Origin of the sequence: Serratia sp. HMSC15F11, from assembly GCF_001808215.1 — a bacterium.
GTDB classification, from domain to species: Bacteria; Pseudomonadota; Gammaproteobacteria; order Enterobacterales; family Enterobacteriaceae; genus Serratia; species Serratia nevei.
The window spans coordinates 1-26,332 of the sequence record NZ_KV792400.1 but is presented as its reverse complement, the minus strand read 5'-3'; the positions used below and the strand labels follow the sequence as shown (position 1 = coordinate 26,332).

The 26,332-nt window shown below is 57.8% G+C and carries 23 protein-coding genes and 1 other RNA gene; 19 read left to right on the top strand and 5 right to left on the bottom strand.

What is annotated here, in order from left to right; all coding sequences use genetic code 11:
- Positions 1-261 precede the first annotated feature (261 nt).
- The 7 genes from clpP (at position 262) to HMPREF3138_RS04800 (ending at position 8,489) form a co-directional block, all read left to right on the top strand.
- Positions 262-885 carry an ATP-dependent Clp endopeptidase proteolytic subunit ClpP gene (gene clpP, locus HMPREF3138_RS04830; protein WP_016928858.1) on the top strand — a complete coding sequence of 208 codons (624 nt, stop codon included), beginning with the start codon at positions 262-264 and terminating at the stop codon, positions 883-885.
- Positions 886-1,028: 143 nt separating this feature from the next.
- Complete coding sequence (clpX, locus tag HMPREF3138_RS04825) at positions 1,029-2,300, top strand: ATP-dependent protease ATP-binding subunit ClpX (protein WP_004940354.1); 1,272 nt, start codon at positions 1,029-1,031, stop codon at positions 2,298-2,300.
- Between the two features lie 194 nt (positions 2,301-2,494).
- The gene (lon, locus tag HMPREF3138_RS04820; RefSeq protein ID WP_019454189.1) at positions 2,495-4,849 is read left to right on the top strand and encodes an endopeptidase La; all 2,355 of its coding nucleotides are present in this window, start codon (positions 2,495-2,497) and stop codon (positions 4,847-4,849) included.
- Between the two features lie 216 nt (positions 4,850-5,065).
- Positions 5,066-5,338, top strand: coding sequence for a nucleoid-associated protein HU-beta (gene hupB, locus HMPREF3138_RS04815; RefSeq protein WP_004940351.1), 273 nt, complete (start codon positions 5,066-5,068; stop codon positions 5,336-5,338).
- Positions 5,339-5,515: 177 nt separating this feature from the next.
- Positions 5,516-7,399 carry a peptidylprolyl isomerase gene (gene ppiD, locus HMPREF3138_RS04810; RefSeq protein ID WP_038876181.1) on the top strand — a complete coding sequence of 628 codons (1,884 nt, stop codon included), beginning with the start codon at positions 5,516-5,518 and terminating at the stop codon, positions 7,397-7,399.
- A 138-nt stretch (positions 7,400-7,537) separates the two neighbouring features.
- Positions 7,538-7,921: a ComEA family DNA-binding protein gene (locus HMPREF3138_RS04805; protein WP_038876183.1), complete on the top strand. Its 384-nt coding sequence runs from the start codon at positions 7,538-7,540 to the stop codon at positions 7,919-7,921.
- A gap of 154 nt (positions 7,922-8,075) precedes the next feature.
- Complete coding sequence (locus HMPREF3138_RS04800) at positions 8,076-8,489, top strand: acyl-CoA thioesterase (RefSeq protein WP_038876185.1); 414 nt, start codon at positions 8,076-8,078, stop codon at positions 8,487-8,489.
- A gap of 35 nt (positions 8,490-8,524) precedes the next feature.
- Here the strand turns inward: HMPREF3138_RS04800 and queC are convergent, their stop codons facing one another.
- On the bottom strand, positions 8,525-9,223 hold the full coding sequence (gene queC / locus HMPREF3138_RS04795) for a 7-cyano-7-deazaguanine synthase QueC (RefSeq protein ID WP_025301770.1): 699 nt from the start codon (positions 9,221-9,223) through the stop codon (positions 8,525-8,527).
- 115 nt (positions 9,224-9,338) lie between these two features.
- Positions 9,339-11,054 (bottom strand): SgrR family transcriptional regulator, encoded by a 1,716-nt coding sequence (locus HMPREF3138_RS04790; RefSeq protein WP_038876187.1) that lies wholly within the window; start codon positions 11,052-11,054, stop codon positions 9,339-9,341.
- Between the two features lie 104 nt (positions 11,055-11,158).
- On the opposite strand from HMPREF3138_RS04790, the gene cof reads away from it, so the two are divergent.
- On the top strand, positions 11,159-11,983 hold the full coding sequence (gene cof, locus HMPREF3138_RS04785; RefSeq protein WP_038876189.1) for an HMP-PP phosphatase: 825 nt from the start codon (positions 11,159-11,161) through the stop codon (positions 11,981-11,983).
- 60 nt (positions 11,984-12,043) lie between these two features.
- Here cof and HMPREF3138_RS04780 read toward each other — a convergent pair whose 3' ends face one another.
- Entirely contained in the window at positions 12,044-13,084 is a 1,041-nt protein-coding gene (locus tag HMPREF3138_RS04780; protein WP_004940335.1) for a PLP-dependent cysteine synthase family protein, read from the bottom strand.
- 122 nt (positions 13,085-13,206) lie between these two features.
- Between HMPREF3138_RS04780 and HMPREF3138_RS04775 the strand changes: the two genes are divergently transcribed.
- From HMPREF3138_RS04775 to amtB, 5 genes are all read left to right on the top strand, one after another.
- Positions 13,207-13,668, top strand: a complete 462-nt coding sequence (locus tag HMPREF3138_RS04775) for an Lrp/AsnC family transcriptional regulator (RefSeq protein ID WP_004940330.1) — start codon at positions 13,207-13,209, stop codon at positions 13,666-13,668.
- A gap of 92 nt (positions 13,669-13,760) precedes the next feature.
- On the top strand, positions 13,761-15,536 hold the full coding sequence (gene smdA, locus HMPREF3138_RS04770) for a multidrug efflux ABC transporter permease/ATP-binding subunit SmdA (protein ID WP_038876191.1): 1,776 nt from the start codon (positions 13,761-13,763) through the stop codon (positions 15,534-15,536).
- Entirely contained in the window at positions 15,529-17,307 is a 1,779-nt protein-coding gene (gene smdB, locus HMPREF3138_RS04765; RefSeq protein ID WP_038876193.1) for a multidrug efflux ABC transporter permease/ATP-binding subunit SmdB, read from the top strand. Before smdA ends, smdB begins: the two co-directional genes overlap by 8 nt.
- A 279-nt stretch (positions 17,308-17,586) precedes the next feature.
- On the top strand, positions 17,587-17,925 hold the full coding sequence (gene glnK, locus HMPREF3138_RS04760; RefSeq protein ID WP_070558818.1) for a P-II family nitrogen regulator: 339 nt from the start codon (positions 17,587-17,589) through the stop codon (positions 17,923-17,925).
- A 36-nt stretch (positions 17,926-17,961) separates the two neighbouring features.
- Complete coding sequence (gene amtB / locus HMPREF3138_RS04755) at positions 17,962-19,248, top strand: ammonium transporter AmtB (protein WP_038876195.1); 1,287 nt, start codon at positions 17,962-17,964, stop codon at positions 19,246-19,248.
- Positions 19,249-19,338: 90 nt separating this feature from the next.
- On the opposite strand, the gene tesB is transcribed toward amtB, so the two are convergent.
- Positions 19,339-20,202: an acyl-CoA thioesterase II gene (gene tesB / locus HMPREF3138_RS04750; protein WP_038876197.1), complete on the bottom strand. Its 864-nt coding sequence runs from the start codon at positions 20,200-20,202 to the stop codon at positions 19,339-19,341.
- Positions 20,203-20,433: 231 nt separating this feature from the next.
- Here tesB and HMPREF3138_RS04745 point away from each other — a divergent pair, with 231 nt between their 5' ends.
- On the top strand, positions 20,434-20,925 hold the full coding sequence (locus HMPREF3138_RS04745) for a YbaY family lipoprotein (protein WP_038876199.1): 492 nt from the start codon (positions 20,434-20,436) through the stop codon (positions 20,923-20,925).
- 64 nt (positions 20,926-20,989) lie between these two features.
- Here HMPREF3138_RS04745 and HMPREF3138_RS04740 read toward each other — a convergent pair whose 3' ends face one another.
- A complete protein-coding gene (locus HMPREF3138_RS04740; RefSeq protein ID WP_038876201.1) occupies positions 20,990-21,304 on the bottom strand; it encodes an MGMT family protein in 315 nt (104 codons plus the stop codon).
- Positions 21,305-21,460: 156 nt separating this feature from the next.
- Between HMPREF3138_RS04740 and ffs the strand changes: the two genes are divergently transcribed.
- The 5 genes from ffs (at position 21,461) to HMPREF3138_RS04715 (ending at position 26,138) form a co-directional block, all read left to right on the top strand.
- Positions 21,461-21,557: signal recognition particle sRNA small type (gene ffs / locus HMPREF3138_RS04735), an RNA gene on the top strand.
- Positions 21,558-21,665: 108 nt separating this feature from the next.
- Entirely contained in the window at positions 21,666-22,754 is a 1,089-nt protein-coding gene (locus tag HMPREF3138_RS04730) for a site-specific integrase (RefSeq protein WP_038876203.1), read from the top strand.
- 183 nt (positions 22,755-22,937) lie between these two features.
- Positions 22,938-23,891 (top strand): hypothetical protein, encoded by a 954-nt coding sequence (locus HMPREF3138_RS25130; protein ID WP_071605391.1) that lies wholly within the window; start codon positions 22,938-22,940, stop codon positions 23,889-23,891.
- A 466-nt stretch (positions 23,892-24,357) separates the two neighbouring features.
- On the top strand, positions 24,358-25,029 hold the full coding sequence (locus tag HMPREF3138_RS04720) for a hypothetical protein (RefSeq protein ID WP_038876207.1): 672 nt from the start codon (positions 24,358-24,360) through the stop codon (positions 25,027-25,029).
- Entirely contained in the window at positions 25,026-26,138 is a 1,113-nt protein-coding gene (locus HMPREF3138_RS04715) for a helix-turn-helix domain-containing protein (protein ID WP_017145378.1), read from the top strand. The genes HMPREF3138_RS04720 and HMPREF3138_RS04715 overlap by 4 nt, the downstream gene beginning before the upstream one ends.
- The last annotated feature ends 194 nt before the right edge of the window (positions 26,139-26,332 follow it).

Sequence of the window (26,332 nt, the reverse complement as noted above, 5' to 3'; positions counted from 1 at the left end):
GCATGATAACGGTCAGAATAACGGCATCGTTTTCGGCGCGCGGAGAAAATCGGCCTCTGGGCTTGAAATCGCGCCGGGATCCCCCAATCTGTTAAGAATAATTCTGGGGCTGTTTGCCAAAGTGCGCGGGATGAAATAACCGTCGGGTACGTGTGGCGCGGGTCGAATGCTTGAGCATAGTCATCATGGCCGTTCTCAAGTAGAATCGGCGTATTAGGGTGACACCCTGGCCGCCAAGGCAATTTCTATTAGGAGACGGTAATGTCATACAGTGGCGAACGAGATCAATTTGCACCGAACATGGCGCTGGTGCCGATGGTGGTAGAGCAGACTTCACGCGGGGAGCGTTCTTACGACATCTATTCCCGCCTGCTGAAAGAGCGCATCATTTTCCTGACCGGCCAGGTGGAAGATCACATGGCCAACCTGATCGTGGCGCAAATGCTGTTCCTCGAAGCGGAAAGCCCGGAAAAAGACATTTTCCTCTACATCAACTCGCCGGGCGGGGTGATCACCGCGGGCATGTCGATTTACGACACCATGAAGTTCATCAAGCCGGACGTCAGCACCATCTGTATGGGCCAGGCGTGCTCGATGGGCTCCTTCCTGCTGACCGCGGGTGCCAAAGGCAAACGTTTCTGCCTGCCGAACTCGCGCGTGATGATTCACCAGCCGCTGGGCGGCTACCAGGGCCAGGCGACGGACATCGAAATCCACGCGCGTGAAATCCTTAAGGTGAAAGCGCGCATGAACGAACTGATGGCCGAGCATACCGGCCAGCCGCTGGAGCAGATCGAACGCGACACCGAGCGCGATCGCTTTATGACCGCGGAAGAAGCCGTGGAATACGGCCTGGTTGACGGCATTCTGACACACCGCAGCTAGAACCACGCGGCGCCGATGGACTATAGTAATCAGAGTGGGCAGGGGCTCGCTCTGTTGTGGCTCCTCGGCGTTCCCGATATGAGTTTGGGCGCACTGCCGCCGTGATTTTCCTGCGGGACAAGACTAAAAAAGAGGTTTGACTGATGACAGATAAGCGCAAAGACGGTTCAGGAAAGCTGCTGTACTGCTCTTTTTGCGGCAAAAGCCAGCATGAAGTGCGTAAGCTGATTGCCGGGCCGTCAGTGTATATCTGCGATGAATGTGTCGATCTGTGTAACGACATTATTCGCGAAGAGATTAAAGAAGTTGCCCCGCATCGTGAGCGCAGTGCACTGCCGACGCCGCACGAAATTCGCCACCACCTGGATGACTACGTCATCGGCCAGGAGCAGGCGAAGAAAGTGCTGGCGGTTGCGGTGTACAACCACTACAAACGCCTGCGCAACGGCGATACCAGCAACGGTATCGAGCTGGGCAAGAGCAACATCTTGCTGATCGGCCCGACCGGCAGCGGTAAAACTCTGCTGGCGGAAACGCTGGCGCGCTTCCTGGACGTGCCGTTCACCATGGCCGACGCCACCACGCTGACCGAAGCCGGTTACGTGGGTGAGGACGTGGAAAATATTATCCAGAAGCTGTTGCAAAAATGTGACTATGACGTGCAGAAAGCGCAGCGCGGCATCGTTTATATCGATGAAATCGATAAGATTTCCCGCAAGTCCGACAACCCGTCGATCACGCGTGACGTCTCGGGTGAAGGCGTGCAGCAGGCGCTGCTGAAGCTGATTGAAGGCACCATCGCCGCGGTTCCGCCGCAGGGTGGGCGCAAACATCCGCAACAGGAGTTCCTGCAGGTTGATACCTCCAAGATCCTGTTTATCTGCGGTGGTGCTTTCGCCGGCCTGGATAAGGTGATCGGTCAGCGCGTCAACACCGGCTCCGGCATCGGCTTCGGCGCGACCGTCAAGGGCGAGTCCGAGAAGGCCACCGAGGGCGAACTGCTGCTGCAGGCCGAACCGGAAGATTTGATCAAGTTCGGTCTGATCCCAGAGTTCATCGGCCGTCTGCCGGTGGTGGCGACCCTGAGCGAGCTGAGCGAAGATGCGCTGATTCAGATCCTGAAAGAGCCGAAGAACGCCCTGACCAAGCAGTATCAGGCGTTGTTCAACCTGGAAGGCGTAGAGCTGGAGTTCCGCGACGAAGCGCTGAACGCCATCGCCAAGAAAGCCATGGCGCGCAAAACCGGCGCCCGCGGCCTGCGTTCCATCGTGGAAGGCGCGCTGCTCGACACCATGTACGATCTGCCGTCGATGGACAGCGTAGACAAAGTGGTGATCGACGAGTCGGTCATCGCCGGCCAATCCAAGCCGCTGCTGATTTACGGCAAGCCGGAAGCCCAGGCATCTGGCGAATAATTAGCCAGTTAAACCAGAGCGTTATCAGCAAAATGGGGGATTTCATCCCCCATTTCTTTTTCCTGCATTCTTGCCGTTGAATGTAAGAGATTCATCCCCATATACTCATTAACCAGATTTTATGAAACGTTAGATGCTTGCGTCTCATGAGATTCCCCCTCAACCTGGCGGAAATTAAACTAAGAGAGAGCTCTATGAACCCTGAGCGTTCCGAACGCATTGAAATCCCCGTCCTGCCATTGCGCGACGTGGTGGTTTATCCGCACATGGTGATCCCGTTATTTGTTGGCCGGGAAAAATCGATTCGGTGCCTCGAAGCCGCAATGGATCACGATAAGAAGATCATGCTGGTGGCACAGAAAGAGGCCTCAACGGATGAACCAGGCATTAACGACTTGTTCTCGGTTGGCACCGTAGCGTCGATCCTGCAGATGTTGAAGCTGCCGGACGGCACGGTAAAAGTGCTGGTCGAGGGGCTGCAGCGCGCACGCATCACTACGCTGTCCGACAGCGGTGAGCATTTTGCCGCGCAGGCGGAATACCTTGAGTCGCCAGCGATCGACGAGCGCGAGCAGGAAGTGCTGGTGCGCACCGCGATCAATCAGTTTGAAGGCTATATCAAGCTGAACAAAAAAATCCCGCCGGAGGTGCTGACTTCACTGAACAGCATCGACGACGCCGCGCGTCTGGCGGACACCATCGCTGCCCACATGCCGCTGAAACTCAGCGACAAGCAGTCGGTGCTCGAGATGTCCGACATCACCGAGCGTCTGGAATACCTGATGGCGATGATGGAGTCGGAGATCGACCTGCTGCAGGTCGAGAAACGCATCCGCAACCGCGTCAAGAAGCAGATGGAGAAGAGCCAGCGCGAGTACTATCTGAATGAGCAGATGAAGGCGATTCAGAAAGAGCTGGGCGAGATGGACGACGCGCCGGACGAGCACGAAGCGCTGAAGCGCAAGATCGATGCGGCGAAGATGCCGAAAGAGGCGCGCGAGAAAACCGAAGCGGAACTGCAGAAGCTGAAGATGATGTCGCCGATGTCAGCGGAAGCGACCGTGGTGCGCGGCTACATCGACTGGATGCTGCAGGTACCGTGGAATGCGCGCAGCAAGGTGAAAAAAGACCTGGTCAAGGCGCAGGAAGTGCTCGATACCGATCACTACGGCCTGGAGCGCGTCAAGGATCGCATCCTCGAGTACCTCGCGGTACAGAGCCGCGTCAGCAAAATCAAGGGGCCGATCCTGTGTCTGGTGGGGCCGCCGGGCGTGGGTAAAACCTCGCTGGGGCAGTCGATCGCCAAAGCGACCGGCCGCCAGTACGTGCGCATGGCGCTGGGCGGCGTGCGTGACGAAGCGGAAATCCGCGGTCACCGCCGTACCTACATCGGTTCGATGCCGGGCAAACTGATCCAGAAGATGGCCAAGGTTGGGGTGAAGAACCCGCTGTTCCTGCTGGATGAGATCGACAAGATGTCTTCCGACATGCGCGGCGATCCGGCCTCCGCTCTGCTGGAGGTGCTGGATCCGGAACAGAACGTGGCGTTCAACGACCACTACCTGGAAGTGGATTACGATCTGTCCGACGTGATGTTCGTCGCCACCTCGAACTCGATGAACATCCCTGCGCCGCTGCTGGACCGTATGGAAGTGATCCGCCTGTCGGGTTACACCGAGGACGAGAAGCTCAACATTGCCAAGCAGCACCTGCTGCCGAAGCAGCTTGAGCGCAACGCGCTGAAAAAAGGCGAGTTGACGGTCGACGACAGCGCCATCATCGGTATCATTCGCTTCTACACCCGCGAAGCCGGGGTGCGTAGCCTGGAGCGTGAAATCTCCAAGCTGTGCCGTAAAGCGGTGAAAACGCTGCTGATGGACAAGAAGCGCAAGCATATCGAGATCAACGGCGACAACCTGAAAGATTACCTGGGCGTGCAGCGCGTTGATTACGGCCGTGCGGATACCGAAAACCGCGTGGGCGAAGTCACCGGGCTGGCGTGGACGGAAGTGGGCGGCGATCTGCTGACCATCGAAACCGCCTGCGTGCCGGGCAAAGGCAAGCTGACCTACACCGGATCCCTGGGTGAAGTGATGCAGGAATCGATTCAGGCGGCGCTGACCGTGGTGCGCGCGCGCGCGGAGAAATTGGGCATCAACGCCGATTTCTACGAGAAACGCGACATCCACGTGCACGTGCCGGAAGGGGCGACGCCGAAAGACGGCCCGAGCGCCGGTATCGCAATGTGCACCGCGCTGGTCTCCTGCCTGACCGGCAACCCGGTACGCGCCGATGTGGCGATGACCGGCGAGATCACGCTGCGCGGCCAGGTATTGCCGATCGGCGGCCTGAAAGAGAAGCTGTTGGCGGCGCATCGCGGCGGCATCAAAACCGTGCTGATCCCTTACGAGAACAAGCGCGATCTGGAAGAGATTCCGGACAATGTTATCGCCGATCTGGAGATTCATCCGGTGCAGCGAATCGATGAAGTTTTGAACATTGCGTTGCAAAACCCGGCCTTCGGCGCACTGCCGGTAGCGGCAAAATAGTGACGAATCGCAAAAACCATTGATAAAACTTATACTGGCAAGCCATTTCGGACTTGCCAGTATTTTTTTGTACCGCTAAGTTAGATCTCTGTCGGCCCGCGTTTTGCCACCCAGTCGGTGGCTTGCCAAGGTTCGATGGGATTGATATAACAGCTGCGCTGTCGCAACCGTAGGGATTTTTCGGTGCGACGATAGAATTCTAGAGGGGATGATAGAGTGAATAAGTCACAACTGATCGACAAGATTGCCGCAGGTGCTGATATTTCCAAAGCGGCAGCGGGACGTGCTTTAGACGCAGTAATCGCTTCCGTTACCGACTCTCTGAAAGCAGGGGATGACGTGGCTCTGGTAGGTTTCGGTTCCTTCACCGTGCGTGAACGTTCGGCTCGTACCGGCCGCAACCCGCAGACCGGTAAAGAGATCAAAATCGCGGCAGCCAAAGTACCGGCCTTCCGTGCAGGGAAAGCGCTGAAAGACGCTGTAAACTGATTTAGCGTCTAACCGTTTAGCGTACAGGGTTTTGTAATAAACAATCACCTGACGCAGCGGTGCTGGTAAGGTAAGATACAAGGCGCATCGGACTGATGCGCTTTTTTTATTTTTGTCGCAGGGAACGCGCCTGCACAAGGGTTGTTAATCCACATCACAGCGGAGTGTTGTCACACTATGATGGACAATTTACGCGCGGCTGCTAATCACGTCGTGCTCAAAATCATCCTGGCCCTGATCATCCTGTCATTCGTTCTGACCGGGGTGGGTAACTACCTGATCGGCGGCTCCGGCGATTATGCTGCGAAAGTAAATGGTCAGACGATCGAACGCGCTCAGCTGGAACAGGCTTTCCAAAGCGAGCGTAGCCGCATGCAGCAGCAGCTGGGTGACCAGTTCTCCGCGCTGGCCGGCAACGAAGGCTACATGCAGCAGATGCGCCGTCAGGTGTTGTCCCAGTTGATCGACAACATGCTGCTCGACCAGTACGCCAAGAAGCTGGGCCTGGCGGTCAGCGACGATCAGATCAAGGACGCTATCCGCAAGGCGCCTTACTTCCAGACCAACGGCCAGTTCGATAACGCCAAATACCTCGACCTGATCGGCCGCATGGGCTACACCGCAGACAACTTCGCGCAGTCGATGCGCCAGCAGCTGGTCAATCAGCAGCTGATTCAGGCCTTCGGCGAGTCCGGCTTCGTGCTGCCGTCCGAATCGCAAGCCATGGCGGCGCTGGTGCTGCAGGAGCGCGATGTGCGCCTGGCGACCATCGATCTGAAGGCGCTGCAGGCGAAACAGAGCGCCGGCGACGACGAACTGAAGGCGTATTACGATCAGAACAAAAACAGCTTCATCGCACCGGAGCAGATGAAGGTGAGCTATATCCCGCTGGACGCCGCGTCCATGCAGGACAAGGTGAAAGTGAGCGAAGAAGACATCAGCGCTTACTACGACCAGCACAAGAGCAGCTACGGCCAGCCGGAGCGTAAAAACTACAGCGTGATCCAGCTGAAAACCGAGGCGGAAGCCAACGCCGCGCTGGACGAGCTGAAGAAGGGCGCCGATTTTGCCACCCTGGCGAAAGAGAAATCCACCGATATCATCTCACGCCGTACCGGCGGCGAGCTGGGTTGGCTGGAGCCGGAAACCACCGCCGACGAGCTGAAGCAGGCTAACCTGACCGAGAAAGGGCAGCTGTCCGGCGTGGTGAAATCTTCCGTCGGCTTCCTGATCGTGCGTTTGAACGATATCGAACCTGAGAAAGTGAAGCCGCTGAGCGAAGTGCATGACGCCATCGCCAAGCAAGTGCAGCAGGAGAAAGCGGTAGACGCGTATTACGCGCTGCAGCAGAAGGTGAGCGAAGCGGCGACCAGCGACAACGAATCTTTGGCCTCGGCTGAAGAAGCGGCCGGCGTGAAAGCGGCGCAAAGCGACTGGTTCACCCGTGACAACATTCCTGCCGCGCTGAACTTCAAGCCGGTCGTGCAGGCGATCTTCGACGGCTCGCTGATCGGCGAGAACGGCGCGCCGGGCAGCAACTCCGACGTGATCACCGTAGATGGCGACCGCGCCTTCGTGGTGCGCGTGAGCGGCCATAAGCCGGAAGGTATCGAACCGTTCGACCAGGTGAAAGACCGCGTGGCCGAGCTGGTGAAGCGCAACAAAGCGGTGCAGGAAGCGAAACTGCAGGGCGAGAAGCTGCTGGTTGAGCTGAAGCAGGGCAAGGGCGACGAGGCGATGAAAGCCGCCGGCCTGAGCTTTGGTGCCGTGCAGAAGATGGCGCGCGCGCCGGAAGACAGCCAGCTGGTGGAGAGCGTGTTCGCGCTGCCGCACCCGCAGGACGGAAAACCGGTGTACGGCATGTCGCAGGATCGCCAGGACAACGTGGTGCTGATCGCGCTTGATGCGGTGAAGCCAGGCACACTGCCGGAAGACGAAATGAAAACCTTCGTCGGCAAGATGGAAGAGGGCGCGACCGGCGTTTCCTTCGATTCGCTGCTGGCGAGCCTGCGTAAAGAAGCCAAGATCAAAATGGGCGCCGCTGAGCAACAGCCTCAGTAATCGCCGCATTTTTCTGCAACGCAGTGCAACAAACAAAGGCCGCTTTCGCGGCCTTTTCCACATCTGATATCCGCCGATTGCTGAATATTCGCCGCCGCGGCAAGGTAGCCTTGCTGTCACACACAAGGAGGATACAGCATGAAACATACTGAGAAAAAATCAGCGTTATCAGGTTACCCGCATCACATCAAAGCTGCGCTGACCGCGCTGCTGTTGTGCCTGGCGGGGCCGGCTGCCGCGGTGGATAAAGCCGAGGCGCCGGCACCCATGCTCTCAGCACCGGCGAGCAATGGCGGGCAATCGGTGATGACCAAGACAGCCGAGGAGGCGGCGGTCAGCATCAATCAGGCTACCGCCGAACAGTTGGCCGCCGCCTTGAGCGGCGTCGGTTTGAAGAAGGCGGAAGGCATCGTGCGCTACCGTGAGCAGAATGGGCCGTTCACCCAGGTTGAACAGTTGCAGGAGGTGCCGGGCATCGGGCCGGCGCTGTTTGAGAAGAACCGCACCCGGCTGAAAATGTGATCCCGGTCGCGGCTGCGTGGCAAAATGCCGCTGAGGCCGTCACTCCTCTGCTACATTTTACAGGTCTTACCAGTTTGGCGCGTTGACCAAACGGGCGAGGGAGCCGCCGCGGCTCCCTCTTTCTGTAATCACCAGGCAGGAGCGATCGTTCCCTATGCAAACCTTTATCAAAGTTCGCGGTTATCACCTTGATGTTTACCAGCACGTTAACAATGCCCGCTATCTGGAGTTTCTGGAAGAGGCGCGCTGGGAATGGCTGGAGAACGAGGCCGGGTTCCGCTGGATGACGGAAAACAACATCGCTTTCATCGTGGTGAACATCAATATCAATTACCGCAGCCCGGCGGTATTGGGGGATAAGCTGCGTATCGACAGCCAGATGGTGCAGCTCAACGGCAAGAGCGGGGTGCTGAGCCAAAAGGTGACGCAGGATCCGGCGGGGACGCCGGTGGCCGACGCGCTGCTGACTTTCGTGTGTGTCGATCTGAAAACGCAGCGTGCGCTGCCGATCGAAGGAGAATTGCGCGAGCACCTGGAGGCGCTCACGCCGAAGGATAATCTGCAGTAAGCTTACGGGCGGCAGAGGCTGCCGCCATCACTGCCTCAGGCCAGAGCGGCCTTCTGTTTCAACGCCGCCATCACTTCCGCCTGGTTGGCCCGGTACTGCATCAGGCCATTGGCGCGCAGGTTGCAGGCGGCACATTCGCCGCAGCCGTCACCTTTGATGCCGTTGTAGCAGGTCAGCGTATCCTGGCGTACGCGATCCAGCTGGTGGTAATAATCCGCCAGCGCCCAGGTCTCGGCCTTGTTCAGCCACATCAGCGGCGTTTCAAAGCGGATATCGCGGGCGATGCCCAGCGTCACCGCCTTGTTCAACGCTTTAACGAACTCGTCGCGGCAATCCGGATAGCCGGAGAAATCGGTTTCACACACGCCGGTGATCACCGCTTCCGCTTCCACCTGGTAGGCGTAGATCGCCGCCAGCGTCAGGAACAGGATGTTGCGGCCCGGCACGAAGGTGCTCGGCAGCGCATTTTTCTGATTGGGATCGTAGGCGGGAACCGGAATATTGTCGCGCGTCAGGCTGCTGACGGCCAGCTCATTGAGCAGCGTTACGTCCAGCACCTTGTGTGCCTTGGCGCCGAGGGCTACCGACAGCTCTTGAGCCACTTCAATCTCGGCGCGATGGCGCTGGCCGTAATCGAACGTGACGCAGTGAACTTCATCATACTGTTGCAATGCCTGGATCAAGCAGGTCGTGGAGTCTTGTCCACCGCTGAAAACGACAACCGCGCGCTTCATAAAATCACCTTTTTGGGCTTTGGCCTCTCCCGATACACATTCGGGCGGCAGGATAAAAATTGCGTTGCGGCGACAATAGTAGCAGAAAGGGCCGCCAAGCGCAGGGCGGTTCGGCTCAGGCCGGTGCGTCGTCCACCGGCGGCGGCAGCCACGCCTGGCAAAAATCGAACCAGCCGTGGGCGGTTAGCGTGACGCCATGCATACGCGGCGGCGCGCTGATCTGATACTGGTAGTGAAACAGCGGCGTGATGATGGCGGCGGCCATCAGCCGTTGATAATAAGCCTGCAGCTGTGCGAAGCGCGGTTGCTGCGCCTGCAGCTGCTGGATCTGCCGCAGCGTGTCCTGCTGCTGCTGCCAGCGGCTTTCCGTCAGGATGCCGCGCCACAGCGTATCCTGCCGCAGCCAGCTCTCCAGCGTCGCCTCCGGCGCTTCACCGATCAGGTTGTCCGCCAGCAGCAGGTCGGCCTGGGCGATCTGCGCCTCGCTTTGCCAGCGCTTACCGGCGTAGTAACGCACCTCCAGCTCGCAGCCGTGCTGCGCCAGCAGCCGCCGCAGCGCGACCGTCACCGTTTCCAGCTCGACCGGCGGCCGATACAGCAGCGTCAGCCGGGCGGGCAGAGGGACATCTTCCTCAATCCGTTGGCTGGGAATACGCCAGCCGGGCAGCATTTCATGGCTGGGGGTGATCACGCTGTTGGGAATAGGCAGCCGGCTCAGCAGGCCGGACTGCTGAATCAGCATCAGCAGCTTTTGCCCCTGGGCTTCGCTCAGTACGCCGTGGCGCAGGTTCAGCGCCAGATAACACCAGCCCAGGCTCATGCTGCGCTGCACCGGCCTGGCCTGCGCCAAATCGTCTTGCTGACCGATGGTGATGCGCACCGGATGCTGGCAACTGGTGTCGGCGCCGGCGGTGGGCAGGTCGGGGGTGATCCAGTACTCGATGGTGTCCAGATACGGATGCTGCAGATGGTAACCGGCGTGCTGTTCCAGCCGCACCAGCTGCGGCTCATTCAACGCCAGCTTGAACGGGCCGGCGCCGATGGTCGGCAGCTCCGGGTGGGTCATCAGGCAAGGCAGCTCCGCCAGCCGGTGAGCCAGCCAATAGTCCGCCAGGCGCAGATCGAACTGGATGCACAGCGGATGTGGCAGGCTGATGTGCGCGACGTTGGCCAGGCTGGGTTGGCTGCGCGGGTGGCGCTGCAGCTTTTCCAGCGTTTGCAGCAGCTGTTGGCCGGTCAGTGGTTCACCGTTGTGCCAGCGTAGCTGGCTGCGCAGAAAGAAGCGCCAGCGCAGGCCGTGCTCGCCAATCTGCCAGTGGTGCGCCAGATCGGGCTGCGGTTCCGGGTTACCGGTCATCAGGCGCGTCAGCCCGGCGTGCAGGGTCGATACCAGATGTTGCTCGGCGCGGCCGGTCAGCGTGAGTGGGTCGAGCGCTTCCAGCGTGCGGTAATAGGGAATGCGCAGCGTCGGGCTGCCGGCCTGCCATTGCCCGCCGAGGTGCGGGCTGAGCAGATCCTGCAGGTGCAGCGGATCGAGCTGCGCCATCTCCAGCGCCCCCTGATGGTTGCCCTGTTGCAGCAGCTGTTGCAGCAGCTGCGCGCGCAGTTCATCCGGGGTTTTCAGGCAATGCAGGCGGGCGCGTTTGCCGCGGCCGGGCTGCGAATGCCAGCTCAGCCAACCCTGATCCTGCAGCTGTTGCACCAGCGTGCGGGCGTGCCGTTCGCTGCAGTAGAACATCGCCGCCAGCTCGCCGATGGTCACGGCGACCGGCGCGTTGCCGAGCTGCTGGTACAGGCGTTGATATTGGCTGAGACGGTGAACCAGGCGCATGGGCAGAAATCCGGAACAGTTTTCTCAAATTGTTCACTATTACTTCCGCAAATACCATCCCATACTGCACTGATTGTAATCGCGTTCACATTCAAGAGGTCTTTATGTATCGCCTGGCAGCTTTCGATATGGACGGCACGCTGTTGATGCCGGATCACCGGGTTGGCCCGGAAACGCTGGCGGTGCTGAACCAGCTGGTGGAGCGGGAAATGGTGGTGACGTTCGCCACCGGGCGGCACTACCTCGACGCGCAGCCGATCATGGCGCAGCTGGGGCTGCAGGGTTACCTGATCACCGGCAACGGCACGCGAGTGTATGACAACCGCGGCCAACAGCTGCACGCCACCGATTTGCCAGCGGCGGTCGCCGAAGAGGTGCTGCATCATCATTGGCGCACCCGCGCCAGCATGCACGTGTTCCGCGATGAAGGTTGGCTGACCGAGTTTCCCGTGCCGGAAGAGATGCTGCAAGCGCACCACCTGAGCGGCTTTCGTTTTCAGCTGGCCGACGTGCGCCGCCTGCCGGCGTTCGGCAACAGCAAGGTGTGCTTTGTCGCGCCGCATGAGGAGCTGCTGGCGTTGCAGGTGCAGCTGCGGGCACAGCTGGGCGACGAGGCAGACCTGTGCTTTTCCGCTTACGACTGTCTGGAAGTGCTGCCGCTCGGTTGCAACAAAGGCACGGCGCTGGACCGGCTGAGCCGCCATCTGGGGCTGACGATGGCCGACTGCATGGCGTTCGGCGACGCGATGAACGACAAAGAGATGCTGGGGGCGGTGGGGCACGGCGTGGTGATGGGCAACGCCCTGCCGCAGCTGAAATCCCTGCTGCCGCAGCTACCGGTTATCGGCCATTGCCAGCAACAGGCGGTGGCCCACTATTTACAACATTGGCTGCGTTCACCTTGCCTCACCTATTCCCCCGAAGAATGAGGTTCTCCTTACAGCCGGCCGGGTATGACTACCCGGCTTTTTTTTATCCGGAGCCTGGCGTTACAAATCCGCCAGCTGCGCCAGATACGGCTGCAGATCGCCGATGTTGTTGCTGACCCATTCCGGGTTGTAATAGGTATCCAGATAACGCTCGCCGCTGTCGCACAGCAGGGTGACGATCGCCCCTTGCTCGCCGTTTTCCCGCATCTGTTTCGCCAGCTGCAGCGCACCCCAGACGTTGGTGCCGGTGGAAGCGCCAACCTTGCGGCCTAACACGCCTTCCAGCCAGTGAATGGTAGCGACGCTGGCGGCATCCGGCACCCGCAGCATGTTGTCGACCACCGACGGGATGAACGACGGCTCGGCGCGCGGGCGGCCGATGCCTTCGATACGGCTGCCGCAGCTGCCGATCAGGGTGCGATCGCCGTGGTGGAAGCAGTCATAGAACACCGAATTTTCCGGATCGACCACCGTCAATTGGGTGTCGTGCCCCTGATAGCGGATGTAGCGCCCCAGCGTGGCGGAGGTGCCGCCGGTGCCGGCGCTCATCACGATGTGTTTCGGCACCGGGAAGGGTTCGCGCGCCATCTGGCGGAAAATGCTGTCGGCGATGTTGTTGTTGCCGCGCCAGTCGGTGGCGCGTTCGGCGTAGGTGAACTGATCCATATAGTGGCCGTTCAGCTCTTTCGCCAGCTGTTCGGAGGCGGCGTAGATCTGGGCGGCGTGATCGACGAAGTGACAGCGGCCGCCGTAAAAGGCGATCTGCTCCACCTTGCGGCGCGCGGTGCAGGATGGCATCACCGCGATGAACGGCAGGCCGATCAGACGAGCGAAGTAGGCTTCGGACACCGCGGTGCTGCCGGAAGAGGCCTCGATGATGGTGGTGTTCTCGGTGATCCAGCCGTTGCACAGCCCATAAAGGAACAGCGAGCGCGCCAGGCGGTGTTTCAGGCTGCCGGTCGGGTGGGTGCTCTCATCCTTCAGATACAGGCAGATGCCGGGAAACGCCGGCAGGTTCAGGCGAATCAGGTGCGTATCGGCGGAGCGCTGAAAATCCGCTTCTATTTCACCGATAGCATATTTTACCCAAGAGTTTGTCATGATTTGGCCTCAAAATAGGGGGCTGGTTTATGGCGTAGCATAGCCTGTCGGCAGGAAAAAAGGATTGCCATTTTTCCTGTTTAATCGCCTAATGAGAGAAAATTTTTCTCCTGGTGGCCGCTATGTTAGATAAAACAGACCGTAAGCTGCTGTGCATGCTGCAGCAAGATTGCACCCAGTCGCTGCAGGCGCTGGCCGATGCGGTCAATTTGACCTCGACGCCGTGCTGGAAACGGCTGAAGCGCCTGGAAGACGAGGGCTATATCCGCGGCCGGGTGGCGCTGCTGGATAACGAAAAGCTCGGCCTGGGGCTGACGGCGTTCGTGCTGATCAAGACCCAGCAGCACAGCAGCGAGTGGTATCAGGCGTTTGTGCAACTGACCAGCCAGATGCCCGAGGTGCTGGCGTTCTACCGCATGGCGGGGGAGTACGACTATCTGATGCAGGTCGAAGTGGCGGACATGAAAAGCTACGACGGCTTTTATAAGCGCCTGGTGAACGGCGTACCGGGCCTCATCGATGTCACCTCGAGCTTTGCCATGGAAAAAATCAAATACACCACCGCGCTGCCGGTGCCGGAGTGAAAAGTTCACCGGACGGGCGGCTCAACGGTGGTATCCTGCTCTGCTGAAGCAGAAAAAGAGACAAATCCCATAAAACCCTGGAATCAAACTGCGTGAGATTATTTGCTCAAATCGGCTGGTACTTCCGCCGGGAGTGGCGCCGCTACCTCGGGGCGGTGGTGCTGCTGATCGTCATCGCCATCCTGCAACTGCTGCCGCCTAAGCTGGTCGGCATCATCGTGGACGGCGTCACCGAAAAACAAATGTCTACCGGCGTGCTGATGGCCTGGCTCGGGCTGATGATCGGCACCGCGATCGTCGTTTACCTGCTGCGCTATGTGTGGCGGGTGTTGCTGTTCGGCGCCTCCTACCAGCTGGCGGTCGAGCTGCGCGAAAACTTTTACCGCCAGCTCAGCCGGCAAAACCCGGCGTTCTACCTGCGCCACCGCACCGGCGATCTGATGGCGCGCGCCACCAACGACGTGGACCGCGTGGTGTTCGCCGCCGGCGAAGGCGTGCTGACGCTGGTGGATTCGCTGGTGATGGGGTTGGTGGTGCTGGTGGTGATGAGCACCCAAATCAGCTGGCAGCTGACGGTGTTGGCGTTGATCCCGATGCCGCTGATGGCGATCGCCATCAAATATTACGGTGACCAGCTGCACCAGCGCTTTAAATCGGCACAGGCGGCGTTTTCCAGCCTGAACGATCAGGCGCAGGAAAGCATGACCAGCATCCGCATGATCAAGGCCTTTGGGCTGGAAGATCACCAATCCAACCGCTTCGCCGAGGTGGCGGCGCAGACCGGCGCCAAGAACATGCACGTGGCGCGGGTGGATGCGCGCTTCGATCCGACCATTTATATCGCCATCGGCGCCTCTAACCTGCTGGCCATCGGCGGCGGCAGCTGGATGGTGGTGAACGGATCGCTGACGCTCGGGCAGCTGACCAGCTTTGTGATGTATCTCGGCCTGATGATCTGGCCGATGTTGGCGCTGGCCTGGATGTTCAACATCGTCGAACGCGGCAGCGCGGCCTATAGCCGCATCCGCAGCCTGCTCGACGAGGCGCCGGCGGTGCAGGACGGCCCGCAGGCGTTGCCGGCCGGCCGCGGCGTGCTGGACGTGGATATCCGCGCGTTCCACTACCCGGAAAACCCGCATCCGGCTCTGCATGACGTGGCGCTGACGCTGAAGCCGGGGCAGATGCTGGGGCTGTGCGGGCCGACCGGCGCCGGCAAGTCGACGCTGTTGTCGCTGATCCAGCGCCAGTTCGACGTCGACCAAGGGCAGATCCGCTATCACGGCCTGCCGTTGCCGCAGGTCAAACTCGACGACTGGCGTTCGCGGCTGTCGGTGGTGAGCCAGACGCCGTTCCTGTTCTCCGATACCGTGGCGAACAACATCGCGCTGGGCCATCCGGGGGCGACGCAGGCGCAGATTGAACAGGCGGCGCGGTTGGCCAGCGTCCATGAGGACATTCTGCGGCTGCCGCAGGGCTATGACACCGAAGTGGGCGAACGCGGCGTGATGCTGTCGGGCGGGCAGAAACAGCGTATCTCCATTGCGCGTGCGCTGCTGCTGGATGCGGAGATCCTGATCCTCGACGACGCGCTGTCGGCGGTGGACGGCCGTACCGAACACCAGATCCTGCACAACCTGCGCAGCTGGGGGCAAGATCGCACGGTGATCATCAGCGCGCACCGGCTGTCGGCCTTGACCGAGGCCAGCGAGATCCTGGTGATGCAGCACGGCGGCGTTGCGCAGCGCGGCGATCCGGCGGCGCTGGCGGCGCAGCCGGGCTGGTATCGCGATATGTACCGTTATCAGCAGCTGGAAGCGGCGCTGGACGAAGCGCCGGAAAACGGCGAGGAGGCGTTGGCCGATGAATAAAGTGCAAAAGCTGTGGCCGACGCTGAAGCGGCTGCTGGCCTATGGCTCGCCGTACCGCAAACCGCTGGGGCTGGCGGTGCTGATGCTGTGGATCGCGGCGGCGGCGGAAGTCGCCGGGCCGATCCTGGTGAGCTATTTTATCGATAACTACGTTGCCAAAGGGCAACTGCCGCTGACGATCGTCGGCGGGCTGGCGGCGGCTTATATTCTGCTGGAGCTGCTGGCGGCGGCGCTGCACTACTTCCAGGCGCTGCTGTTCAACCAGGCGGCGGTGGGGGTGGTCCAGCGGCTGCGCACCGACGTGATGGACGCCGCGCTGCGCCAGCCGCTCAGCGCCTTCGACACGCAGCCGGTCGGGCAATTGATCTCGCGCGTCACCAACGACACTGAGGTGATCAAGGATCTGTACGTGATGGTGGTCTCCACGGTGCTGAAAAACGCCGCGCTGATCGGCGCCATGCTGGTGGCGATGTTCAGCCTCGACTGGCGCATGGCGCTGGTGGCGGTCTGCATCTTCCCGGCGGTGTTTGTGGTGATGGGCATCTATCAATACTACAGCACGCCGATCGTGCGCCGGGTGCGCAGCTATCTGGCGGACATCAACGACGGTTTCAACGAAGTGATCAACGGCATGGGCGTGATTCAGCAGTTCCGCCAGCAGGTGCGCTTCGGCGAACGCATGAGCGCCGCCAGCCAGTCGCACTATCTGGCGCGCATGCAGACCCTGCGGCTCGACGGTTTCCTGCTGCGGCCGCTGCTCAGCCTGTTTTCGGCGCTGGTGCTGTGCGGGCTGCTGATGCTGTTCGGCTTCAGCGGCGAGGGGGTGATTGGCGTCGGCGTGCTCTACGCCTTCATCAACTACCTGGGGCGCCTGAACGAACCGCTGATCGAGCTCACGTCGCAGCAGTCGATCCTGCAGCAGGCGGTGGTGGCCGGTGAACGCATTTTCGAGCTGATGGATCGCAGCCAGCAGAGTTACGGTGCCGACGATCGTCCGCTGGCCGGTGGCCGCATCGACATCACCGATCTGAGCTTCGCTTACCGCGCGGACAAAAAGGTGCTGCAGCACATTTCGCTGGCGGTGCCTTCGCGCGGTTTTGTGGCGCTGGTCGGGCATACCGGCAGCGGCAAGAGCACCTTGGCCAACCTGCTGATGGGCTATTACCCGGTCAGCGAGGGGGAAGTGCGTCTCGATGGCCGCCCGATATCCAGCCTGTCGCACCGCACGCTGCGCCAGGGCGTGGCGATGGTGCAGCAGGATCCGGTGGTGATCGCCGATTCGGTGCTGGCCAACGTTACGTTGGGGCGCAACATCGAGGAAGACGCCGTGTGGCAGGCGCTGGAAACGGTGCAGCTGGCGGATCTGGTGCGCGGCTTCCCGCAGGGTATTCACACCCGGCTGGGGGAGCAGGGCAATAACCTGTCCGTCGGGCAGAAACAGCTGCTGGCGATGGCGCGGGTCTTGGTGCAGGCGCCGCAGATCCTGATCCTCGACGAGGCGACCGCCAATATCGATTCGGGCACCGAACAGGCGATCCAGCGCGCGCTACGTGCGATCCGCGAGCACACCACGCTGGTGGTGATCGCCCACCGGCTGTCGACTATTGTCGATGCCGACTCCATCCTGGTGCTGCATCGCGGCCAGGCGGTAGAGCAGGGCAACCATCAGCAGCTGCTGGCGCAGCAGGGGCGCTACTACCAGATGTACCAGCTGCAGCTGGCGGGCGAGCAGCTGGCGGAAGCGGTGCGCGAAGAGAGCCAACCCGCCTGAGCATGGGCCGCGATCGCGGCCCTTCTTTTTTTCCCCACGCACCACAAGCAGGCAACCCGCCTGCGCCATGCCCCCTTTCTGCACTTTTTCGACGCGATGCGCACCAAATCAGTGCGCGATATTTAATCAATTCAGGGTATCGGTATGGCGCCGCGGCCTGATGGTGCCCGCGTTCCCGCTAATCCGCTGAATCGTCATGCAAAATCAAATCTGGCACAGGCCTTGCTACATATGACGCGTACCAGGGGTGAGTTTGGGCTTAATTCGTGGAGGGGCAATATGAAGCTGGTGACCGTGGTAATCAAACCGTACAAGCTGGAGGACGTGCGCGAGGCTCTGTCCTCCGTGGGCATTCAGGGGTTGACCGTAACCGAAGTGAAGGGCTTTGGCCGCCAGAAGGGGCACGCCGAGCTGTATCGCGGCGCCGAATATAACGTCAACTTCCTGCCCAAGGTCAAAATCGACATCGCCATCGCTGACGATCAGTTGGATGAAGTGGTTGATGTGATTAGCAAAGCCGCCTACACCGGCAAAATCGGCGACGGCAAAATTTTCGTTGCCGAGTTGCAACGCGTGATCCGCATTCGCACCGGCGAAACCGACGAATCGGCACTGTAACCGCGAACTCAGTTAAGTGATGGGGATGGATTGATAATGAAAAGACTGTTATCCATGTTGGGCCTGAGTTCGGTAACCCTGGTTCCTTCTTTGGCCCTGGCCGCCCCGGCGGTCGCTGATAAGGCCGACAACGCCTTTATGATGATCTGCACCGCGTTGGTGCTGTTCATGACGCTGCCGGGCATCGCGCTGTTTTATGGCGGCCTGCTGCGCGGCAAAAACGTGCTGTCGATGCTGACGCAGGTCACCGTCACCTTCGCGCTGGTCTGCGTGCTGTGGGTGCTGTATGGCTACAGCCTGGCGTTCAGCGAGGGCAATGCGGTGTTCGGCGGGTTCGAAACGGCGATGCTGAAAGGCATCGGCATCGACAGCGTCACCGGCAGCATCAGCCAGATGATCCACGTCGCCTTCCAGGCGTCCTTTGCCTGCATTACCGTGGCGCTGGTGGTGGGCGGCTTCGCCGAACGCATTCGCTTCTCGGCGGTGCTGATCTTCGCGATAGTGTGGTTTACGCTGTCCTATCTGCCGATCGCGCACATGGTGTGGGGCGGCGGCTACCTGGCCACCGACGGCGCATTGGACTTCGCCGGCGGCACCGTGGTGCACATCAACGCCGCCAGCGCCGGGTTGGTCGGTGCCTACCTGATCGGCAAGCGTGCCGGCTTCGGTAAAGAGGCCTTCAAACCGCACAACCTGCCGATGGTGTTTACCGGGGCGTCCATCCTGTATATCGGCTGGTTCGGCTTTAACGCCGGCTCCGCCAGCGCGGCCAACGGCATTGCGGCCCTGGCATTCCTCAACACCGTGGTCGCCACCGCGGGCGCCATTCTCTCCTGGACCTTCGCCGAATGGGTGCTGCGCGGCAAGCCTTCGCTGCTGGGCGCCTGCTCCGGCATGATCGCCGGGTTGGTTGCGGTGACGCCGGCGGCGGGCACCGTGGGCGTGGGCGGGGCGTTGATCATCGGCCTGGTGGGCGGCGTCGCCGGCCTGTGGGGCGTCGTGACGCTGAAGAAATGGCTGAAGGTGGACGACACCTGTGACGTGTTCGGCGTGCACGGGGTGTGCGGCATCGTCGGCTGCCTGCTGACCGGCGTGTTCACCGCCTCTTCGCTGGGCGGCACCGGCTACGCCGAAGGGGTGACGATGGGCCATCAGGTCTGGATCCAGCTGGTGAGCGTGCTGATCACCCTGGTGTGGTCGAGCGTCGCCGCCTTTATCGCCTTCAAGATCGCGGGCGCCATGGTGGGCCTGAGAGTACCGGAAGAGCAGGAACGCGAGGGGCTGGACGTCAACAGCCACGGCGAGAGCGCCTACAACCAATAAGACTCGAAGCAGGGCAGTGCGCTAAAGACTAAAATAATGATGAAGCCGAAAGGGGCGATGGAAACATCGCCCCTTTCTTTATGCTGCGGATCAGGCGTCGCGCTGGCGAATCACCCCTTCCTGCACGGTGGTGGCGACCAGGACGCCGTCGCGGGTGTAGATCTGACCGCGTACAAAGCCCCGTGCGCCGGAAGCGGAGGTGCTCTCCACCGCGTACAGCAGCCAGTCATCCATGCGGAACGGGCGATGGAACCACATGGAGTGGTCAATGGTGGCTACCTGCATGCCCGGCTCGAGGAAGCCGACGCCGTGCGGCTGCAGCGCGGTCGGCAGGAAGTTAAAGTCCGACGCGTAGCCCAGCAGGTATTGGTGGATGCGTTGATCGTTCGGCATATTGCCGTTGGCGCGGAACCAGACGTAGCGATGCGGTTCTTCCACGCTGCCTTTCAGCGGGTTGTGGAATTTCACCGGGCGCATTTCGATCGGCTTCTGGCCGATAAATTTTTCGCGCACTTTTTCCGGCAGCATATGCGCCAGCTTTTGGGCGATCTCTGATTCGGACAGCAGCCCTTCCGGAGGCGGCACGTCCGGCATCAGGTTCTGGTGCTCAAAACCTGCCTCCGGGCTCTGGAAGGAGGCGGTCATATAGAAGATAGGTTTGCCGTGCTGGATGGCGCTGACGCGGCGTGCGCTGAAACTGTTGCCGTCGCGCAGGGTTTCCACGTCGTAAACGATAGGCTTGCTGCTGTCGCCCGGGCGCAGGAAGTAGCTGTGGAACGAATGCACGCTGCGTTCGTCCGGCACCGTCTGCTTGGCGGCGTACAGCGCCTGGCCGACTACCTGCCCGCCGAACACCTGACGCAGCCCCAAGTCTTCACTCTGGCCGCGGAACAGCCCTTCTTCGATTTTCTCCAGATCCAGCAGATCGAGGAGGTTTTGCAATGCCTGGCTCATAAAGTTGTTACCTTTCTAATAATCATTTTGCGCAGTGTGCGGAATATCACGGCGCGGCGTCAACATCTTGCGTTATGGGGCCGATGAGAATGCTCTTAATAGTGGGCGCTTTGGACAGGCTAAGTGATTAATAGGTGGAGCAAAGTGGATTTGTCAGTGTTTTGTGCTAAGTTTAATAGGTACGGCGGTGAAAGCCACCAACATGTTGATAATAAAAAAGGAGACCGATCCATGAAACTCTGGCAAATCGTAGGCGGTGCCGCGGCACTGACGATCACGCTGGCAGGATGCGCGCAAAAGAGTGCTTATGTGCCTACACAGGCGGCCGGTAACCCGGCAGCTGCGCAAACGCAGATTCAGGGCCCGGCGGTGACAGGTTCGGTTAATATACGTCAGCGCATTGCGCTGCCGCCGGACGCAGTACTGACGGTCACCCTCTCTGACGCCTCGCTGGCGGATGCGCCGTCTAAAGTGATTGCACAGCGCGCGGTACGCACTGAAGGGCAACAGGCGCCGTTCAGCTTTACGCTGCCGTATAACCCGTCCGACATCCAACCGAATGCGCGTATCATTCTGAGCGCGGCGGTGACGGTCAAAGGGCGACTGATGTTTATTACCGACACCATCCAGGAAGTGGTCAACCGCAACGGCACCCGTGCCGATCTGCTGCTGGTTCCGGTTCAGGGTGTGCCGATTCAGGCTGCGCCAACCGCCATGCAGTAATCTTACTGCGGTACAGCAAGATGAAATCAACAGCCTTTGCGCTTCGGCCAAAGGCTGTTTTGTTTTACCAGCGCCAGCCGTAGCGATCGAAATCGACCGTGCTGTGCGGGCCGAAAATAATCCCCTCCGCCAGCAATGCCTGCCGCTGCCGTTGAAAATCCTCTCCCTGCTGCGATATCTGCCCGTGGCGGTTGATCACCCGGTGCCAGGGCAGCGTGCTGCCTTCCGGCAAACGCCGCAGCACGCCGCCGACCTGACGCGCGGCGCGCGGTGAACCGGCCAGCCGGGCAACTTCGCCGTAGGTGGTGACTTTGCCGTAAGGAATGGCGGCCACGATGTGGAATACCCGCCGGCTGAAAGAGGCGTCTTCTGGTTGCATGTTGCTGTTCCTGCGCGAGTCAAAACCCAGGCGGAGAGTGTGCCACAGCGCAGGTGGGTAAGAAAACAGCGGTTGGTCCCGGTTGGCTTGCTATTTGATAGGGCATCGCCGATAATGCCCACCGCTTCGGAGTACAGAAGCCGTCAATGGGGGCCCTGTTGGTTCTCCCGCAACACTAACTTGTGAACTCGGTCAGGTCCGGAAGGAAGCAGCCGCAGCAGGTGACGTGTGTGCCGGGATGTAGCTGGCAGGGTCCCCACCCATTTGTGCTAAGTGCATGATATCCATCATGTAACCCTCTGTTTTCGTGCATTGAAACGGCGGTGATACAACTTTCGTGTATCACTTAGGACGCTAATCAATGTCGCATCTGATGCTTTCCCGTCACGGGATCTGGTACTACCGTAGGGTCTACCTTACACCTCGGAAACGCCGTGAAATTCGTATTTCTCTTCGCACACGTTCCAAGCGTGAAGCTTTGCTCCGTGTGGAGAAATATCTCACCTCACAACCTTTCCACTGCGTTCCGCAGTCCATCCCGGCACACACTGCAACCCCGTCTGCTTCCTTCCAACAACCACAACAGAAAAAGCCTTTCAAGAGCCTGAAGAGCGAGCTTGATAAGTACACCAGGGCTAAAACAGGAGAGGTTGGTGAACGGGAAATACTGACGATCAATAGGTGCGTAAATGCATATCTGAATTCTACAAAAGAGCCTTTCAGCAAACGAAGCGCGGCGGCGTTTGTTGATGGCCTTGAAGGTTCAGCATCCACCAGAAACCGTTACATCAAAAAGAACTCGGCGTTTTTCAAATGGCTTTCAACTCGCACGGATGATGAGATTCGAAACCCATTTGAGGGGATGGGTGTTAAGGAAATAACCGCACCAATGGATCGCCGTCCAGCATACACGCTCAACGATCTGAAACGATTGCACATTGCTTTACATGGCGTGAAGGATTGGAAGCGGTGGATCATTCTGATTGGTCGCTATTCGGGGATGAGGCAGAATGAGATCTGCCAGCTTTACCACAATGACATGATGAAAGTTGACGGAGTTTGGTGCTTCCGTGTTGATAACTTGAATCCGAATCAGACGCTTAAAACGGACAGTTCGCGCCGATTCGTTCCGATCAATTCGCAACTGCTGACACTTGGTCTACTTGATTTTATCAAAGAAAGAAAAGGACATCTGTTCCCTGAGCTAACATTGCATCTTGGGAGCTATGGTCACTATTTCAGCCGTTGGTTTACGAGGTTCAGAGGCAAGCATAGCTTGCCTGAATATCATTCACTGCGCCACTATGCCGCCACAACATTTAAACAGAATGGCTTCCCTGAACAGTTCGCCTCACAGGTGCTCGGACACTCGAACGCAACGATCACGTACAACCGATACGGGAAGGGGATTGCTGTTAGGACGCTCGTCGAGTTAATTGAGGTACTCTAAAAGTTATCTGGATAAGCAAATTCACGATGGTTCCAAAGGGGATAAATACGCTTCGAAAATCTTGAGTGCAAATCATAACCCCTTTAAATATAGAGGTTTTGTGATCCGTGTTGTTTTAGCGAGGTTTCCAAAAGTGATAGTCTGGAGATCATGCTAATGCACTATTGATGGGGTAGGATAATTATGCCAACTCGTAGAATCGCTTATGCATACTACGATCCTGATTGGATTAAAGGCGAGCATACGCTTCTCGCCCTCAAAAGGAATACTGTCGAGCCGCTTGCTTATTCACTGTCTATGAAAGGATATATTTTTTGTCCTTCTTGCTATGAACATATAACTCGAGTGCCTGCCGATCCTGACAAGGGCATGACTACGAATGAAGTTCCGGCCTATTACAAACACCTTAAAGATGATAATGCGCCTTTCTGTAGTTTGAGATGTGGCCCCATTCAGTACAAAAAATATGCATCTCAAGAGGATGCAAAAAAAGCCGTTGAAGATGAAGAGATTATAGTCATAAGCGGTTTTCTCGAGTCTCGTCCTGATAACAATCCAAGGATCGATTCTGAGGGCAGCGAGGTACCTGTCGATTCTCATTTTGAGAGAAAAAATGGCAAAGAGGTTTCATTGCCTATTTCCCGCCATCATGGTGAGTCTTTCAAGGTTCCGAGCCATGTAACTAGTGTCCAGTCTTTATGCGTTAATTTCGATCATAATTATTACCGTGAGATTTACCTTGTTGGCGCAGATGGTAAAGCAAAGCGCTACAGATTTTGTGACTCACTAAAAGAAATCAATGACATAACTGAGGGTTCTTCTGATCCAGCATTCTTTTTTGGTACGTTTTGGAAAATTGAGACGTTTACAGGCCATAGTAATGTCTGGTTAAAGATCAACCAAGGAACATCATTTAGGGATTTCAGAGTACGTATCACTAATGATACCGCTGAAGGGAGAGGATTTTTTAATGATAAAAATCGTGGGAGGATAACTGTTTTTTATAGTCGAGTAGATGAGGTCGGCATGGGTTATATGACACCCCAGTTAGGGTGGGGGGAGGTGGCACTTTTGCCTGCAAAATATGATGATTTTTTAATCAGTGATTATGCGTCATCTCGTAAGGACAATCATTAATTTTCGATTGGTTGTGAGGAAATCGACAAGATTATAAGCCCTGCTGAAGCAGGGGTTTTTTTATGTGTAAAGCTGACCGATAAGGCGGCTTTGTTCGACCATACGTCAGGTATCTACAGAGCCAGGATTGTCTTGTGTCGCAGACTGTATCTCACTTTGTGTAGCAGATAAAGTCAGTTAACTAGCAAAAAACTCGCATGGGCGAAACCAGCTACTCTGCTGAAAATTGAAACAAATATTGATTTTGAAAGGTCGTCATTTGAGGGTGTAGATAAAAATCAGCTATGCGCGAGAACTGGAGTTTCACTGCCGGTTGGCTTAACAAACATCGCAGCATGTCAATGAGCTGGGAGAAAGCCAGTAAGAAAATAGATATGAAGCCGTAATGACTTTTCGATAATCACTTCTTGATTTTGTCATAATATTTATGTTGAAATCATGAAGTGAAACTACCAGAGAGACTTTCATGACCATGCCTTACTGTATCCTGCATACCGAAGCTGATTCAGATGTTGTACTTAATGGACTGGGCTTTTCAGAAAACGATATTCATGCTGCTCTGACATCTGCTTTGTACGAGCGCCGCAAATCCAGCAAGCTTCACCCAGCTGTCGATGCAGGGTTCCGTTTCTGGAGTGAAATGGTTGCCGCGACACGCCGTGTACTAATTGGTAAGGGTAACGGCTGGTCCCCTGAAGTGGTCAAGCGAATGGAAATGGTCGCTAACTCAGCGAGAGGGGTTAATCTGATTATCACCTCTGGTGATAGACACACCGGGCGTCCTGATGGATTGCCGAAAACCAAAAATGCCAAAGGTGAGGCAACGCGCTCGATTGTTCACAACAATCCTGGCACAGTTGATATGTTCCAGACGGATGCTTTGTATTCAGTCAAATCTGAAATCACTCCGATAGATAGCACTCGCACTTATATCGTCCTGTACTATTATGATGCGGCTAACAAAGAGGTTCGCTGCGAGGTGTCTTATCCGGTAGGAATGGTGAATCAGGACGGATTTGCCCGCGTAAGCGCATGGAGTGAGCGTATTATTTTGAGTCCTCTGCCATTTGAAGGTGCGGATATTTTCCCTGATGAGGATTTCAATGATGACATATCAATTACTGTTGAAAGCAAATGAGTAACCCTGTTGATGACGGTAAACGTCTTTTTAATCCATCCCGGCTCAAGCTGGCACGGATCAGACGCAAACTGACCCTAAAAGAACTGGCAGAAAAGATGGGACTTTCCAGCCGTATTGTAATTGAGTACGAAAAAGCCTATTGCCTATATGAACCCACGCCAGAGACGGTCCAGGCGTACGCCAGGGCTCTGAAATACCCAGAGTCCTTTTTTTTCGGGGATGATGTTGAAGCAATCGATCCACTGACGGTTTCATTCCGTTCTTTGCGCACGACAAAAGCCGCCGACCAGCATGCGGCAATTGGGGCTGGTGCGCTGGGAGTTATGCTGAGCGAGTATTTCAGCACCCGTTTCACCCTGCCGCAGCCTGAATTGCCGAATCTTCGCGGAAGTGAGCCTGAGATCGCTGCTCAGGCGGTGCGTGAAGCTTGGGGTATTGGCAAGAAGAGCATCACCAACGTTGTTCATCTTTTGGAGAAGCACGGCGTTAAGGTGTTCTGGCTCTCGGAGGAAACGGCGAGTATCGATGCATTTTCGTTCTGGAAAGATGATGTCCCTTACATCTTCCTGAACACTCGTAAATCAGGTGAACGCAGTCGTTTCGATGCGGCACATGAACTCGCTCACCTAGTGCTCCACCGTCATGGTGACGTCAAGGGGCAAGATGCAGAGCGTGAAGCGGATGCTTTTGCGTCAGCATTTCTGATGCCCCTGGAAAACGTGATGGCTGTTAAGATGACGTTGCCGACGTTCGACAAAATCGTGCAATTGAAATCGCTCTGGAAAGTCTCGGCGATGGCTCTGATTGTCAGAATGCGAAATCTGAACATGCTTACAGAATGGCAGTACAACAGTCTGATGCGCGATGCGACGGCAAAGGGGTATCGAACCGGTGAGCCGGGAGGAATTGAGCGTGAAAGATCGCTCATTATTGAAAAAATGATGACCGCTCTGGCTGGTAACGGCATTAATCTGACTCAATTGAGTGATGAGCTTAACGTGCCTCTTGATGAACTGAGTAGCCTGCTTTACGGTGTGGCGGCAATTAGTGGTGGTAATAGCGGAACATCAAGCTCACTGTCAAAGGCCTCTCTCCGTCTGGTGTGAAAAGCTATAAGCCGTTAGAGACCGTCTTTAGCGGCTTATTATTGATCGCCAGTGGGCTTCCCGCAGTCATCCTTCTGAGCAATAACCTTCATTTTCAATGTTCGACGCACTCTTATCCGTAATTTACTCACTTTCGACCGTGTTGAAACTTTTGCTATACGGTGTAGTGGTCAACTAAAACTGGCCACCGCTTT